At 72.9% G+C, this 14,902-nt stretch carries 12 protein-coding genes; all 12 read left to right on the plus strand.

Features of this window, described 5'->3' with window-relative positions; translation table 11 throughout:
- Nucleotides 1-86: 86 nt before the first annotated feature.
- The 12 genes from lysA to ACWDCZ_RS02950 all read left to right on the plus strand — a co-directional run bounded on the left by lysA (nt 87) and on the right by ACWDCZ_RS02950 (nt 14,752).
- Nucleotides 87-1,478 carry a diaminopimelate decarboxylase gene (gene lysA / locus ACWDCZ_RS02895; protein ID WP_117489540.1) on the plus strand — a complete coding sequence of 464 codons (1,392 nt, stop codon included), beginning with the start codon at nt 87-89 and terminating at the stop codon, nt 1,476-1,478.
- Nucleotides 1,479-1,616: 138 nt separating this feature from the next.
- The gene (locus ACWDCZ_RS02900) at nt 1,617-2,909 is read left to right on the plus strand and encodes a homoserine dehydrogenase (RefSeq protein ID WP_049655891.1); all 1,293 of its coding nucleotides are present in this window, start codon (nt 1,617-1,619) and stop codon (nt 2,907-2,909) included.
- Nucleotides 2,910-2,919: 10 nt separating this feature from the next.
- Nucleotides 2,920-4,068: a threonine synthase gene (gene thrC / locus ACWDCZ_RS02905; RefSeq protein WP_449815068.1), complete on the plus strand. Its 1,149-nt coding sequence runs from the start codon at nt 2,920-2,922 to the stop codon at nt 4,066-4,068.
- Between the two features lie 364 nt (nt 4,069-4,432).
- Nucleotides 4,433-5,371, plus strand: coding sequence for a homoserine kinase (gene thrB, locus ACWDCZ_RS02910; RefSeq protein WP_449815069.1), 939 nt, complete (start codon nt 4,433-4,435; stop codon nt 5,369-5,371).
- A 602-nt stretch (nt 5,372-5,973) separates the two neighbouring features.
- Nucleotides 5,974-8,076 (plus strand): transcription termination factor Rho, encoded by a 2,103-nt coding sequence (gene rho / locus ACWDCZ_RS02915; protein WP_181970680.1) that lies wholly within the window; start codon nt 5,974-5,976, stop codon nt 8,074-8,076.
- Between the two features lie 140 nt (nt 8,077-8,216).
- Nucleotides 8,217-9,329, plus strand: coding sequence for an LCP family protein (locus ACWDCZ_RS02920; protein WP_074001450.1), 1,113 nt, complete (start codon nt 8,217-8,219; stop codon nt 9,327-9,329).
- Between the two features lie 138 nt (nt 9,330-9,467).
- Nucleotides 9,468-9,689 carry a 50S ribosomal protein L31 gene (gene rpmE, locus ACWDCZ_RS02925; protein WP_030057539.1) on the plus strand — a complete coding sequence of 74 codons (222 nt, stop codon included), beginning with the start codon at nt 9,468-9,470 and terminating at the stop codon, nt 9,687-9,689.
- Between the two features lie 132 nt (nt 9,690-9,821).
- Nucleotides 9,822-10,901, plus strand: a complete 1,080-nt coding sequence (prfA, locus tag ACWDCZ_RS02930) for a peptide chain release factor 1 (RefSeq protein WP_049658075.1) — start codon at nt 9,822-9,824, stop codon at nt 10,899-10,901.
- A 63-nt stretch (nt 10,902-10,964) separates the two neighbouring features.
- Nucleotides 10,965-11,831 (plus strand): peptide chain release factor N(5)-glutamine methyltransferase, encoded by an 867-nt coding sequence (gene prmC, locus ACWDCZ_RS02935; protein WP_049658073.1) that lies wholly within the window; start codon nt 10,965-10,967, stop codon nt 11,829-11,831.
- A 200-nt stretch (nt 11,832-12,031) separates the two neighbouring features.
- On the plus strand, nt 12,032-12,679 hold the full coding sequence (locus ACWDCZ_RS02940) for an L-threonylcarbamoyladenylate synthase (protein ID WP_049658072.1): 648 nt from the start codon (nt 12,032-12,034) through the stop codon (nt 12,677-12,679).
- 14 nt (nt 12,680-12,693) lie between these two features.
- Nucleotides 12,694-13,353 (plus strand): arsenate reductase/protein-tyrosine-phosphatase family protein, encoded by a 660-nt coding sequence (locus ACWDCZ_RS02945; RefSeq protein WP_369808349.1) that lies wholly within the window; start codon nt 12,694-12,696, stop codon nt 13,351-13,353.
- Between the two features lie 118 nt (nt 13,354-13,471).
- Nucleotides 13,472-14,752, plus strand: a complete 1,281-nt coding sequence (locus ACWDCZ_RS02950; RefSeq protein WP_049651808.1) for a serine hydroxymethyltransferase — start codon at nt 13,472-13,474, stop codon at nt 14,750-14,752.
- Nucleotides 14,753-14,902: the final 150 nt, after the last annotated feature.

The following is a 14,902-nucleotide window of genomic DNA, read 5'->3' on the forward strand; positions in this document are numbered from 1 at the left end:
CCACCCCCAAGCGCACGGCGGGGGCGGCTGACGGTCAACGTGGACCGTCGCCGCCCCTCGCCATAGGTCTCGAAGGATCTCCGAAGATGAGTCGCTCCGCACACCCGGCAGGCCCCCGTCACGGCGACGTCCTGCCCGAGGGCCACTACCAGGCCCCGCCCGCCGACCTGAACGCGCTCGACCCCAAGGTCTGGTCGCGCACCGTCGCCCGGAACGCCGAGGGCGTGGCGACCGTCGGCGGCATCGACGTCAGGCGGCTGGCCGCCGAGTTCGGCACCCCCGCCTACGTGCTGGACGAGGAGGACTTCCGGTCCCGGGCGCGTGCCTGGCGGGACGCCTTCGGCACCGGCGCGGACGTCTACTACGCCGGGAAGGCGTTCCTCTCCAAGGCCGTCGTGCGCTGGCTGCACGAGGAGGGCCTCAACCTCGACGTGTGCAGCCCGGGCGAGCTGGCGGTCGCCCTGGCCGCCGGGATGCCGCCGGAGCGGATCGCGCTGCACGGCAACAACAAGTCGGCGGACGAGCTCGAGCACGCGGTGAAGACCGGCGTCGGGCACATCGTGGTCGACTCCTACGAGGAGATCGGGCGCCTGGCCGCGATCGCCGCCCGCCAGGGCGTGCGCCAGCAGGTGCTGATCCGGATCACCGTCGGCGTCGAGGCGCACACCCACGAGTTCATCGCCACCGCGCACGAGGACCAGAAGTTCGGGCTGTCGCTCACCGGGGGAGCGGCCGCCGAGGCGGTGCGCCGGGTGCTCGGCCACGACAGCCTGGAGCTGCGCGGCATCCACTCGCACATCGGCTCGCAGATCTTCGACATGGCGGGCTTCGAGGTGGCCGCCCGCCGGGTGGTCGGCCTGCTGGCCGGGATCCGCGACGAGCACGGCGTCCAGCTGCCCGAGATCGACCTCGGCGGCGGCCTCGGCATCGCGTACACCAGCGAGGACGACCCGCGCGAGCCGGCCGAGATCGCGGCCGCGCTGGCCGACATCGTCCGCCGCGAGTGCGCCGCCGCGAACCTGGACGCCCCCCGGCTGAGCGTGGAGCCGGGCCGGGCGATCGTCGGCCCGACGGCGTTCACGCTGTACGAGGTCGGCACCGTCAAGCCGCTGGAGGGCCTGCGGACCTACGTCAGCGTGGACGGCGGGATGTCCGACAACATCCGCACCGCGCTGTACGACGCCGAGTACTCGGTGGCCCTGGTGTCGCGCACCAGCGACGCGGAGCCGATGCTGGTGCGGGTGGTCGGCAAGCACTGCGAGTCCGGCGACATCGTCGTCCGGGACGCCTTCCTGCCGGCCGACCTGGCCCCGGGCGACCTGATCGCGGTGCCCGCCACCGGCGCCTACTGCCGGTCGATGGCGAGCAATTACAACCACGCCCTCAAGCCCCCCGTGCTCGCCGTCAGGGACGGTGCGGCGCGGGTGATCGTCCGGCGCGAGACGGAGGAGGATCTCCTGCGTCTGGATATCGGATGACGAAATCCTCGTCTCAGATCATGGAACGACCGTAGATCCGTACGGAAAGTCCCGGAGACTGGTAGAGACCGAAGTTCCCGGCGGTCCAGGAAAACCCGCCGGAAATTACCGAAGCAGAAGAATGCAGAGCGGAGTCGGATGATGCGTACGCGCCCGCTGAAGGTGGCGTTGCTGGGTTGTGGTGTGGTGGGCTCCGAGGTGGCGCGCATCATGACGACGACGGCCGACGACCTCGCCGCTCGCATCGGCGCTCCGGTCGAGTTGGCCGGGATCGCGGTCCGCCGGGCCGGGCGGACCCGCCCGGGCGTCCCCGAGCACCTGATCACCACCGACGCCGAGGCCCTGGTCAACCGGGGCGACATCGACGTGGTGGTCGAGGTGGTGGGCGGCATCGAGCCCTCCAAATCGCTGATCCTGTCCGCCTTCCGGCAGGGCGCCTCGGTGGTCAGCGCCAACAAGGCGCTGCTCGCCAAGGACGGCACCGAGCTGCACGCCGCGGCCGCCGAGGCCGGGGTGGACCTGTACTACGAGGCCGCGGTGGCGGGCGCGATCCCGCTGCTGCGCCCGCTGCGCGAGTCCCTCGCGGGGGACAAGGTCAACCGGGTGCTGGGGATCGTCAACGGCACCACCAACTTCATCCTCGACAAGATGGACACCACCGGCGCCGGCTACTCGGAGGCGCTGGAGGAGGCCACCGCGCTGGGCTACGCCGAGGCCGACCCGACGGCCGACGTGGAGGGCTTCGACGCCGCCGCCAAGGCCGCGATCCTGGCCGGCATCGCCTTCCACACCAAGGTCACCGCGGCGGACGTCTACCGCGAGGGCATCACCGAGGTGACGGCGGCCGACATCGCCTCCGCCAAGGAGATGGGCTGCGTGGTCAAGCTGCTCGCGATCTGCGAGCGGGCCGCGGACGGCGAGTCCGTCACCGCGCGCGTCCACCCGGCGATGATCCCGCTGTCGCACCCGCTGGCCTCCGTCCGCGAGGCGTACAACGCGGTGTTCGTCGAGGCCGAGGCGGCCGGCCGGCTGATGTTCTACGGCCCCGGCGCGGGCGGCTCGCCGACCGCCTCCGCGGTGCTCGGCGACCTGGTCGCGGTCTGCCGCAACAAGCTCGCCGGCGCCACCGGCCCCGGTGACTCGGTGTACACGCGGCTGCCGGCCAAGCCGATGGACGAGGTGGTCACCCGCTACCACGTCAGCCTCGACGTGGACGACCGCGCGGGCGTGCTCGCCCAGGTGGCATCCGTCTTCGCCGAGCACGGCGTCTCCATCGACACCGTGCGCCAGCAGGGCCGCGACGGCGACGCCTCGCTCGTCGTGGTCACCCACCGTGCCACCGACGCCGCGCTGTCGGCGACGGTCGACAAGCTCCGCGCGCTGGACAGCGTGCGGGACGTGGCCAGCATCATGCGGGTCGAAGGGGAATAAGGAACCAGCCATGAACGCCGTTGCCGAGAACGTCGTCCGAGGCGCGCACACCCACCAGTGGCGCGGCCTGATCGAGGAGTACCGGGACCGCCTGCCGGTCACCGCGGCCACCCCGGTGGTCACCCTGTTGGAGGGCGGCACGCCCCTGGTCCCCGCCCAGGTGCTCTCCGAGCGCACGGGCTGCGAGGTCTACCTCAAGGTCGAGGGCGCCAACCCGACCGGCTCCTTCAAGGACCGCGGGATGACGATGGCCATCTCCAAGGCCAAGGAGGAGGGCGCACAGGCGGTCATCTGCGCCTCCACCGGCAACACCTCGGCCTCCGCCGCCGCGTACGCGGTGCGGGCCGGGATGGTCTCCGCGGTGCTCGTCCCGCAGGGCAAGATCGCCCTCGGCAAGATGGGCCAGGCGCTGGTGCACGGCGCCAGGATCCTCCAGGTCGACGGGAACTTCGACGACTGCCTCACCCTTGCGCGTGAACTGTCCGAGAAGTACCCGGTGGCGCTGGTCAACTCGGTCAACCCGGTGCGGATCGAGGGCCAGAAGACCGCGGCCTTCGAGATCGTCGACATGCTCGGCGACGCCCCGGACATCCACGTCCTGCCGGTCGGCAACGCGGGCAACATCACCGCGTACTGGAAGGGCTACCGCGAGTACTCCCGCCCGTCTCCCGCCGCCACCCTTGACGGAGGCGCTTCGCGCCGCATCCTCCCTGGCCTCGCCACCCGCACCCCGCGGATGTGGGGCTTCCAGGCCTCCGGCTCGGCCCCGATCGTGGACGGCGCGCCGGTGCTCAAGCCGCAGACCATCGCCACCGCGATCCGGATCGGCAACCCGGCCTCCTGGGACTTCGCGCTCGCCGCGCGGGACGAGTCCGGCGGCCTCATCGACAAGGTGACGGACCGTCAGATCCTGTCCGCCTACCGGCTGTTGGCCTCGCAGGAGGGCGTCTTCGTGGAGCCCGCCTCGGCCGCCTCGGTGGCCGGTCTGCTGGCCAAGGCGGAGGCCGGCCTGGTCGACCCGGGCCAGCGGATCGTCTGCACCGTGACCGGCAACGGCCTGAAGGACCCGGACTGGGCGGTGGCCGGCGCGCCGCAGCCGCAGATCGTCCCGATCGACCCGGAGGCGGCCGCCCGCAGCCTCGGACTGCTCGACCGGTAAAGGGTCCTGACGCCCCGACGGGCCGACCCTTTCGAGGGTCGGCCCGTCGGAGTTCCCCCCTGACACTTTTGTGTCCATTGGGTTCCGCATTGCGATCCTTTTCCACCCCTCCCGTCGACGGGGAGGGGTGAGCATTTCCGGCCAGAACGGCAACACACCAGATCGAAGGCCCACGGGGTGTACCGCTCGGGAACCTCTCTTCGATACTCTGGCTTCGGCCGTGTGGCACATGCCCCGGGCCCGGCGGGTCCGGGCCGCGCCGACACCGCGACCGCCCGCCCCCCGGAGGGGCCGCGGTCCGTTCCCACCCTCGCACCGACGACGCGCTCCGCGCCGCCCGATTTACCCCAGGAGAGTCCACCGTATGGCCGGTCCCGCGTTCCGTGCCGCCGCCGTCCGGGTCAGGGTTCCCGCGACCAGCGCCAACCTCGGCCCGGGCTTCGACGCCTTCGGGCTCGCGCTGGGTCTGTACGACGACGTGGTCGTCCGGGTCGCCGACTCCGGCCTCTCCGTCGACATCGCCGGTGAGGGCGCCGAGACGCTGCCGCGCGACGAGCGCCACCTGCTGGTCCGCTCGATGCGCGCCGCCTTCGACCGGCTCGGCGGCCAGCCCCGCGGCCTCGAAGTGGTCTGCGCCAACCGGATACCGCACGGCCGCGGCCTCGGCTCCTCCTCGGCCGCCATCTGCGCCGGCATCATGGCCGCCCGCGCGGTGACCATCGGCGGCCGGTCCGCGCTGGACGACGACGCGCTGCTGGCCCTCGCCTCCGAGCTGGAGGGCCACCCCGACAACGTCGCGGCCTGCCTGCGCGGCAACTTCACCATCGCCTGGACCGACGAGGAGTCGGCCAAGGCGGTCGTGCTGGAGCCGTCCGAGCAGGTCGTCCCGGTGGTGTTCGTGCCGGCCGGCGAGGTGCTCACCGAGACCGCGCGCGGACTGCTGCCGAAGACCGTCCCGCTGGCCGACGCGGCCGTCAACGCGGGCCGTTCCGCACTGCTGGTGGAGGCGCTGACCAGGCGCCCCGAACTGCTCCTCGCCGCCACCGAGGACCGGCTGCACCAGGACTACCGCGCCTCCGCCATGCCGGACAGCGCCGCGCTGGTCGGCGCCCTGCGCGCCGAGGGCTTCCCGGCGGTCGTCTCCGGCGCCGGCCCGACCGTCCTGGCCCTCACCGACGAGGCGGGCGCCGACAAGGTGCTCTCCTTCGCCGGACACCACGGCCACGGCGGCGACCCGGCGTTCGCCGCGCACCGGCTGGACGTCGACCGCACCGGGGCCGTCGTGCTCCCGTTGGACGTCTGAGCAGCCCGAACGGGCCGCTCGGGACCCGGCGCCGGCACCCTGCCGAGCCGGGTCCGACGGACACGATTGGCAAGCGCAAGGCTGGGGAATGTCTGAGGGGGTCGGTAGTGTTAACCTCATTGCTGCACCAGGTGCCCTCCGGGGCTAGGTGCGCCGCGTCCCGATCCCAGCGCTCCACGGCAGTGGAGTCCCGGCGATGCACGGGGCGACGATTCTCCGGGAGCCCACCGCAGCGCGTACGCAGCCTGCCTGCGCGACATGCGGCCGCATCCCGAAGCCGTGACGGCACCTGACTCCCACCCGCAGCCTCCCACCTGAGGCCAGGACGGGCGGAGCACGGGCCACCGTCACGCGACGGGGGCCCGGGATTCGCAGGAAGCGTGGGGGTTACGCCCTCAGGGGAGGTCGACACACGACCGGCCCACGCGCCACTCAGCACCACCGTGCTTCACGCACCGCACCTCGCACGTAACCCTCTCTCGACAGGCTCCCGCCATTCGAGGGATCACCGCCTCGGACCGACGCAGTCGAGCGTTGGTCAGGACAGCACAACCGGTCGCCGAGCCAGACAGGCCGACGTCCGCTCCAGGGAAGGACCCTTAGTGAGCGACTCCACCGATCTGATGGGCGCGCGCCCGGACGCAGAGGCGTCGGACGCAGCCGCCGCCCCCGCTGCTCCGGCGCGGCGCCGCCGCAGTGCCGCCGCGGGCCTGGACGGCATGGTCCTGGCCGAGCTCCAGAAGCTCGCCGCGGACCTTGGCATCACCGGTACCGGACGCATGCGCAAGAGCCAGCTGATCGAGACCATCAAGGAGAAGAGCGGCGGGGACCCGCTGCTCGCCGCCGGCGGCACCGCCCCGGCCGCCAAGCGCACCGCCGCCAAGGCGGACGCCGAGGCCCCGGCCGAGAAGCCGGCCCGCCGCACCAAGGCCGCCGCCGCCAAGGCCGAGGCCCCGGCCGCCGCCGAGCCGCAGGCCCAGATCGAGATCCCGGTCCAGGCCGCCGCGGAGACCGCCGCGCCCGCCCGTACCGAGCGCACCCGCCGCCGGGCCACCTCGGCCGCCGGCGCGCCCGTCGCCCCGGTCGCCGAGGCCGCCGCCGAGCCCGCCACCGTCGCGGTCGCCGAGCCGAAGCAGGCCGAGGCCCGCCCGGCCGAGACCCGCGGCTTCGAGGGCCGCGAGGACGGCCGCGAGTCGCGTCGCGACCGCCGTGAGCGCCGTGACCGCCGCGAGGGCACCGAGCGCACCGAGCGCACCGACCGCCAGGAGGGCGGCGAGGCCCAGGACGGCGACAGCCGCGAGTCGCGCCGCGACCGCCGCAACCGCCGCGAGCGCGCCGACCGCCAGCCCCAGCAGGGCGGCGGCCAGCAGCAGGGCGGCCAGGCCGAGCAGCAGGGCCGTCAGGGCCAGCAGACCCAGCAGCCGCAGGCCCAGCAGCAGGGCGGCTACGAGGACGACGAGTTCGGCGAGGGCCGCCGCGGCCGGCGCGGGCGCTACCGCGACCGCCGCGGCCGTCGTGGCCGTGACGGCTTCGAGGCCGCCGGCGTGGCCGAGCCGCAGGTCGGCGAGGACGACGTCCTGATCCCGGTCGCGGGCATCCTCGACATCCTCGACAACTACGCGTTCGTGCGCACCTCCGGCTACCTGCCGGGCCAGAACGACGTCTACGTCTCGCTCGCCCAGGTCCGCAAGAACGGCCTGCGCAAGGGTGACGCCATCACCGGTGCGGTGCGCCAGCCGCGCGAGGGCGAGCGCCGCGAGAAGTTCAACGCCATGGTGCGCCTGGACTCCGTCAACGGCATGGACCCGGAGAGCGGCCGCGGCCGCCCCGAGTTCAACAAGCTCACCCCGCTCTACCCGCAGGAGCGGCTGCGCCTGGAGACCGACCCGGGCGTGCTGACCACCCGGATCATCGACCTGGTGTCGCCGATCGGCAAGGGCCAGCGCGGTCTGATCGTCGCGCCGCCGAAGACCGGCAAGACCATGGTGCTCCAGGCGGTCGCCAACGCGATCACCCACAACAACCCCGAGTGCCACCTGATGGTCGTCCTGGTCGACGAGCGTCCGGAAGAGGTCACCGACATGCAGCGGTCGGTGAAGGGCGAGGTCATCTCCTCGACCTTCGACCGCCCGGCCGAGGACCACACCACCGTCGCCGAGCTGGCCATCGAGCGCGCCAAGCGCCTGGTGGAGCTGGGCCACGACGTGGTCATCCTGCTGGACTCGATCACCCGCCTCGGCCGCGCCTACAACCTGGCGGCGCCGGCCTCCGGCCGCATCCTGTCCGGTGGTGTCGACTCGACCGCGCTGTACCCGCCGAAGAAGTTCTTCGGCGCCGCGCGCAACATCGAGAACGGCGGCTCGCTGACCATCCTGGCCACCGCGCTGGTCGAGACCGGCTCGCGCATGGACGAGGTGATCTTCGAGGAGTTCAAGGGCACCGGCAACATGGAGCTCAAGCTCGACCGGAAGCTCTCGGACAAGCGCATCTTCCCGGCCGTCGACGTGGACGCCTCCAGCACCCGCAAGGAGGAGATCCTGCTCGGCAGCGAGGAGTTGGCCATCGTCTGGAAGCTCCGCCGGGTGCTGCACGCGCTCGACTCGCAGCAGGCGATCGAGCTGCTCCTGGACAAGATGAAGCAGACCAAGAGCAACGCCGAGTTCCTGATGCAGATCGCCAAGACCACCCCCGGCTCCGGCGACTGACCGTAGCCGGACGGCTGTCGAAGCACGGAACCCCGGATCGCGCGAGCGGTCCGGGGTTCCGTGCGTCCTGGCCGCTTTGTTCCAGAGTCGGGACACCTTGGGGGCGTTTGGATCATGTTGTCCGATTTACTCTGGACCGTATGGCCGAGCACAAGAGGGTCCTGAGTCGCCGCCGCAGAATCCTGCGGACGGCCGCCTGCGCGTTCGCCGCGCTCGTCGTCCTCGGCGCCGGCGCGGGCCTCTTCGCCTACTTCAGGCTCAACGGGAACATCACGAGCGTCGACATCGACGCCCGGCTCGGCGACGCCCGGCCGCCGGCCGCCACCGACGGCTCCTTCAACATCCTGGTGCTCGGCTCCGATTCGCGGTCCGGCGACAACGGCTCGGTCGCCGGCGGGGACACCGGCGGCACCGCCCGCTCGGACACCGCGATGGTGGTGCACGTCAACCAGGCCCACTCCGGCGCCCAGATCGTCTCGATCCCGCGCGACACCCTGGTCGCCCGCCCCGACTGCGTCGACGCGAACGGCAAGCCGGTGCCCGGCGCCAAGCGCGCGATGTACAACAGCGCCTTCGAGAGCGGCGGCGCGGCCTGCGCGGTCAAGACCACCGAGCAGCTCACCGGGCTGCGGATGGACCACTACCTGCAGGTCGACTTCGCCGGCTTCGCCCGGGTCGTGGACGCGATAGGCGGGGCCACCGTGACCACCACGGTGGCCATCCACGACAAGGACAGCGGGCTCGACCTGCCGCCCGGCGAGCACCACCTGGACGGACAGCAGGCGCTGGCCTTCGTGCGCACCCGGCACGGCGTCGGCGACGGCAGCGACCTCGGCCGGATCGAGCTCCAGAAGCAGATGGTGAAGTCGCTGCTGCAGCAGGTCGGGGGGAGCGGGATGCTCACCAACCCGGTCAAGCTGTGGTCGGTCGGCGACACCGTGACCAGGAGCATCACCACCGACTCCGCGCTCGGCTCGGTGAACTCGCTGGTGGGGCTTGCCCAGGAGCTCAAGGGGATAGGCCCGGACCAGCTGAGCATGGTCACCCTGCCGGTGGAGACGGCCCCCAGCGACCCGAACCGGGTGGTCCCGCTGCAGCCGCAGGCGGGGCAGGTCTGGGCGGCGCTCAAGGCCGACCAGCCGTTCCCCTCCGCGATCGTCTCCGAACAGCCGGAGAACCCCGCCCAGGCGGCCCCCACGGCCCCCGCGCCGGCCGCGGGGAAGCCGTCCGCGAAGGCCACCGCCACGCGCTGAGGGGGGTCCGGAATATCCCGGAACGCGACCCGGTTTGGGAAGATGCGGCCGGTCCTGGCAGACTGGTCCGTCGGTCCCGGTTCACGTGCGGCGCCCCAGCCGCCGACCCGGTACCCTCCCGAAACCTAGGAGAACCCCTTGAAGCCCAACGTTCACCCCGAGTACGTGGTCACGCGCGTGACCTGCACCTGCGGCGCCGAGTTCACCACCCGCTCGACCGAGACCAGTGGCGAGATCCGCGCCGAGGTCTGCTCGCAGTGCCACCCGTTCTACACCGGCAAGCAGAAGATCCTCGACACCGGTGGCCGCGTGGCCCGCTTCGAGGCCCGCTTCGGCAAGCAGCACAGCGCGAAGGCCTAGCGCTCCCTCGGCGCCGGTTCCCGGTGCCCCTGTACTCGTTGTCGGGGGCGCTGGGGGCCGGCGCCGTTCGCGTCCCCCCGCGAATTCCCCACCCCCCACACGTTTCCGAGTCACCGGGAAGAAGGCCACCCCATGTTCGAGGCAGTCGAAGAGCTCCTCGTCGAGCACGCCGACCTCGAGACGAGGCTGGCCGACCCGTCCGTCCACGCCGACCAGGCCAACGCCCGCAAGCTGGCCAAGCGGTACGCCGAGCTGACCCCGATCACCCGGGTCTACCGGCAGTGGCGGCAGGCCGGCGAGGACATCGAGGCCGCGCGCGAACTCGCCGCGGAGGACCCGGAGTTCATCGCCGAGGCGAAGGCCTCCGAGGCCCGCCGGGACGAGCTCACGGAGGAGCTGCGGCTGCTGCTGGTGCCGCGCGACCCGAGTGACGACAAGGACGTCATCCTGGAGATCAAGGCGGGCGAGGGCGGCGAGGAGTCCGCGCTGTTCGCCGGCGACCTGCTCCGGATGTACCTGCGCTACGCGGAGCGGATCGGCTGGAAGACCGAGATCATCGACTCCAACGAGTCCGACCTCGGCGGCTACAAGGACGTCTCGGTGGCCGTGAAGACCAAGGGCAACGCCGAGCCCGGCCAGGGCGTCTGGGCCCGGCTGAAGTACGAGGGCGGCGTGCACCGCGTGCAGCGCGTCCCCGCCACCGAGTCCCAGGGCCGCATCCACACCTCCGCGGCGGGCGTGCTGGTCACCCCCGAGGCGGAGGAGGTCGAGGTCGAGATCGTCGCCAACGACCTGCGGATCGACGTCTACCGCTCCTCCGGCCCCGGCGGCCAGTCGGTCAACACCACCGACTCCGCGGTCCGGATCACCCACCTGCCGACCGGTATCGTGGCGTCCTGCCAGAACGAGAAGAGCCAGCTCCAGAACAAGGAGCAGGCGATGCGCATCCTGCGTTCGCGGCTGCTGGCCGCCGCGCAGGAGGAGGCCGAGCGGGAGGCCTCGGACGCGCGCCGCAGCCAGGTCCGTACGGTCGACCGCTCGGAGCGGATCCGCACGTACAACTACCCCGAGAACCGCATCTCGGACCACCGCACCGGATTCAAGGCGTACAACCTGGACCAGGTCCTGGACGGCGAACTGAACGCGGTGATCCAGTCCTGCGTCGACAAGGACGCGGAGGCCAAGCTCGCCGCCGCGGCCCAAGAGAACTGAGACCGGCGCGCCCCAGCCCGCGCTTCGCCCGAAGCCGGAGCGCAGAAACAAGAGGTCGTACGGATGAACCTGCTGCTCGCCGAGGTGGCCCAGGCCACCCAGCGGTTGGCCGCGGCCGGCGTGCCGTCGCCGCGCTTCGACGCGGAGGAGCTCGCCGCCTACGTCCACCGCGTCAAGCGCAGCCAGCTGCACACGGTGAAGGACGCCGACTTCGACGCCCGCTACTGGGAGGCGGTCTCCCGCCGCGAGGCGCGCGAGCCGCTCCAGCACATCACCGGGCGGGCGTTCTTCCGCTACCTCGAACTGGAGGTCGGCCCCGGGGTGTTCGTGCCCCGGCCGGAGACCGAGACGGTCGTCGAGTGGGCGATAGACGCGGTGCGCGACATGGACGTGGCCGAGCCGCTGGTGGTGGACCTGTGCTCCGGCTCCGGCGCGATCGCCCTCGCCCTGGCCCAGGAACTGCCGCGCTCCACCGTGCACGCCTTCGAACTGGACGAGGGGGCGCTGGAGTACACCCGGCGCAACATCGAGGCCAGCCCGGACCGCGCCCGGGTCACCCTGCACGCCGGTGACGCCACCAAGGCCTTCGAGGACGACCGCTCCTGGGACGGCCGCTTCGACCTGGTCATCTCCAACCCGCCGTACATCCCGCTCACCGAGTGGGAGTACGTCGCGCCGGAGGCCCGCGACCACGACCCGCAGATGTCCCTGTTCTCCGGCGAGGACGGCCTGGACACCATCCGCGGCATCGAGCGGGTGGCGGCCCGACTGCTGCGCCCGGGCGGCGCGGTGGTGATCGAGCACGCCGACCAGCAGGGCGGCCAGGTGCCGTGGATCTTCAACGAGGAACACGGCTGGACGGACACCGCCGACCACCGCGACCTGAACAACCGGCCCCGTTTCACGACCGCCCGGAGGGTCGGGTCGTGAACAGTCGGGCACAGGACGACCGCCCGGAGGGTCGGGTCGTGAACAGTCGGGCACAGGACGACCGCCCGGAGGGTCGGGTCGTGAACAGTCGGGCACAGGACGACGGCCTGGAGGGTCGGGTCGTGACCACCGAGCACCGTACGACGGCGCGCAAGGCTGCGCTGTAACGCCATGAGCCACTCCGGAAGGGGACCGCACCGATGAGCCGCCGTTACGACTGTGCCGATGCCGGGGACCGCGCCACCGGTCTGCGCGAGGCCGCCTCGGCCATCCGCCGCGGCGAACTCGTCGTGCTGCCCACCGACACCCTGTACGGGGTCGGTGCGGACGCCTTCTCCCCGGAGGCGGTCGGCGAGCTGATGGCCGCCCGCGGCCGCGGCCGCAACACGCCCTCGCCGGTGCTGGTCGGCTCGCCGACCACCCTGCACGGCCTGGTCACCGACTTCTCCGAGCAGGCCTGGGAGCTGGTCGACGCCTTCTGGCCGGGCGGGCTCACCCTGGTCGCCCGGCACCAGCCCTCACTGCGCTGGGACCTCGGCGACACCCGCGGCACCGTCGCGGTCCGGATGCCGCTGCACCCGGTCGCCATCGAGCTGCTGAACAGCACCGGCCCGCTGGCCGTCTCCAGTGCCAACCGGATCGGCGGGGTCTCCCCGCTGACCTGTGACGAGGCACAGGCCCAGCTCGGCGACGCGGTCTCGGTCTACCTGGACGGCGGGGCGGCCGAGGACTCCGCCACCTCGTCGATCGTGGACGTCACCGGCAAGGTCCCGGTCCTGCTGCGGGCCGGTGCGATCAGCGTCGAGCAGCTGAGGGAGGTCGTCCCCGACCTGGAGGCCGGCAGTTGACGCCCACCGCCTCGCTGCACGCCGGGCCGGGCATAGCGCCGTACCTGAGCGTGGGCCCCAGGCCGCTGGACCACTTCCGGATCCTGTTCGTCTGCACGGGGAACATCTGCCGATCGCCGATCGCCGAGCGGCTGACCCGGCGTGAGCTGGACACCCGGCTGAGCCCCCGGGTGGCCGGCCGGATCCTGGTGGAGAGCGCCGGCACCTGGGGCCACGAGGGCGCGCCGATGGAGGACCACGCCGCGACCGTGCTCGACGAGTACGGCGCCGACAGCGGCGGCTTCACCGGCCGAGAGCTGCTGGACGAGCACGTGGTCGAGGCCGACCTGGTGCTCACGGCGACGCTGGACCACCGCGCCCAGGTGATCTCGATGGGCCACGAGGCGGGGCTGCGCACCTTCACGCTGAAGGAGTTCACCCGCCTGGTGCGGACGATAGACCCGGGCACCCTGCCGGACCCGAGGCGCGGCGCCGACGTCACCGAGCGGGCCCGCGCGCTGGTCCGGGCCGCCGCCGCGCTGCGCGGCTGGCTGCTGGCCGCCACGCCGGAGTCGGACGAGGTGGACGACCCGTACGGGGCGCCGATCGGCATGTTCCGCAACTGCGGCGAGGAGATATTCCACGCGGTCGACCCGGTGGTCACCGCGCTGACCGGCGTCCCCGCGCCGCGCTGACGGGCCGGGCCCGGGCAGGGCGCCGCACGGGGCCGTTCGGCCGCGGCCCGGCGGGCCGGGTGGCGGGAGCGGTCCTACGCTGGGTGACACAGTCCCCGCAGCGCCCGGGAGCCCCGCCATGACCGTCACCGATGCCGCGTCCGGCCCGACCGCCACGACCGGGCGCCCCTGGGCGTCCGAGGCGCTGCACCGGGCCGATCCGCAGCTGGCCGACCTGCTGGCCGCGGAGGCCGAGCGGCGCGCCGAGACGATCCAGCTGCTGGCGGGGGAGAACCTGACCACCCCCGCCGTCCTGGCGGCGCTCACCGGCCCGCTGATCGACAAGTACGCCGAGGGCTACCCGGGCCGCCGGCACCACACCGGCTGTGCGCTGGCGGACGCCGCCGAGCTGCTGGCGATCGACCGGGCCCGCGAGCTGTTCGCCGCCCCGCACGCCAACGTCCAGCCGCGGTCGGCGACTTCGGCGATGCTGGCGGCGTACGCGGCGCTGCTGCGGCCCGGCGACGGGGTGCTGGCGATGTCGCTGGAGCACGGCGGCCACCTCAGCTGCGGCTCGCGCGCCAACTTCTCCGGGCGCTGGTTCGACTTCACCGGCTACGGCGTGCGCGAGTCCGACGGGCTGATCGACCTCGACCAGGTCCGCGACCTGGCCCGGCAGCACCGCCCCAAGGCCATCGTGGCGGGTTCGATCTCGCACCCCCGGCACCCGGACTGGGCGGCGTTCCGCGAGATCGCCGACGAGGTGGACGCCTACCTGATCGCCTCCGCCGCGCAGACCACCGGGCTGATCGCGGCCGGGGTGGCGCCCTCCCCGGTGCCGTACGCGGACGTCACGGTGGCGGCCACCCACAAGCTGCTGCGCGGCCCGCGCGGCGGGCTGCTGCTGTGCACCGCGGAGCTGGCCGAGCGGATCGACCGGGCGGTGTTCCCGTTCAGCCAGGGCGGCGCGGCGATGAACGAGGTGGCCGGCAAGGCGGTGGCCCTCGCGGAGGCCTCGAAGCCCGCGTACCGGGCGTACGCGGAGCGGACGGTGTCCGGGGCGCGGGCGCTCGCCGCAGGGCTCGCAGAGGCCGGAATGCGCCCCCTGACGGGCGGTACCGACACCCATCTGGTGACCGCCGACGTGAGCCCGCTCGGCGTGACCGGCGCGGAGGCCGAGCGGCGCTGCGCGGCGGCCGGGCTGCTGCTCGGCAAGTGCGCGCTGCCGTACGACCCGGCGCCGGCCGCCGAGACCTCCGGCATCCGGCTGGGCACGGGCACGGTCACCAGCCAGGGGATGGGGGAGCCGGAGCTGGCGGAGATCGCCGGGCTGATCGCGCGGGTGCTCGCCGGGGACGCGGTCGTCCCGGCCGCGGCGCGGGTCCGGGAGCTGGCGGCGGCCTTCGCCGACCGGGCCTGACGGCGGCCTTCCGCGGGTATCCGGATCTCCTACCCGGGAGGGCGAACCGCGATGCACGGTCCGGGCGTCCGACTCAATAAGGTGTGTGCCGTGGCGACGCACCTCGAACCCCGGGAAGGCAGGGGAGTACCTTCGGTACTTCCCCGTTCG

The organism is Kitasatospora sp. NPDC001225, from assembly GCF_053597855.1.

Coding starts and splice junctions, on each gene's coding strand:
- prmC (WP_049658073.1), top strand. CDS start 10,965: ATGAACCTGCTGCTCGCCGAGGTGGCCCAGGCCACCCAGCGGTTGGCC.
- thrC (WP_449815068.1), top strand. CDS start 2,920: ATGAACGCCGTTGCCGAGAACGTCGTCCGAGGCGCGCACACCCACCAG.
- ACWDCZ_RS02940 (WP_049658072.1), top strand. CDS start 12,032: ATGAGCCGCCGTTACGACTGTGCCGATGCCGGGGACCGCGCCACCGGT.
- ACWDCZ_RS02920 (WP_074001450.1), top strand. CDS start 8,217: ATGGCCGAGCACAAGAGGGTCCTGAGTCGCCGCCGCAGAATCCTGCGG.
- thrB (WP_449815069.1), top strand. CDS start 4,433: ATGGCCGGTCCCGCGTTCCGTGCCGCCGCCGTCCGGGTCAGGGTTCCC.
- ACWDCZ_RS02950 (WP_049651808.1), top strand. CDS start 13,472: ATGACCGTCACCGATGCCGCGTCCGGCCCGACCGCCACGACCGGGCGC.
- lysA (WP_117489540.1), top strand. CDS start 87: ATGAGTCGCTCCGCACACCCGGCAGGCCCCCGTCACGGCGACGTCCTG.
- prfA (WP_049658075.1), top strand. CDS start 9,822: ATGTTCGAGGCAGTCGAAGAGCTCCTCGTCGAGCACGCCGACCTCGAG.
- ACWDCZ_RS02900 (WP_049655891.1), top strand. CDS start 1,617: ATGATGCGTACGCGCCCGCTGAAGGTGGCGTTGCTGGGTTGTGGTGTG.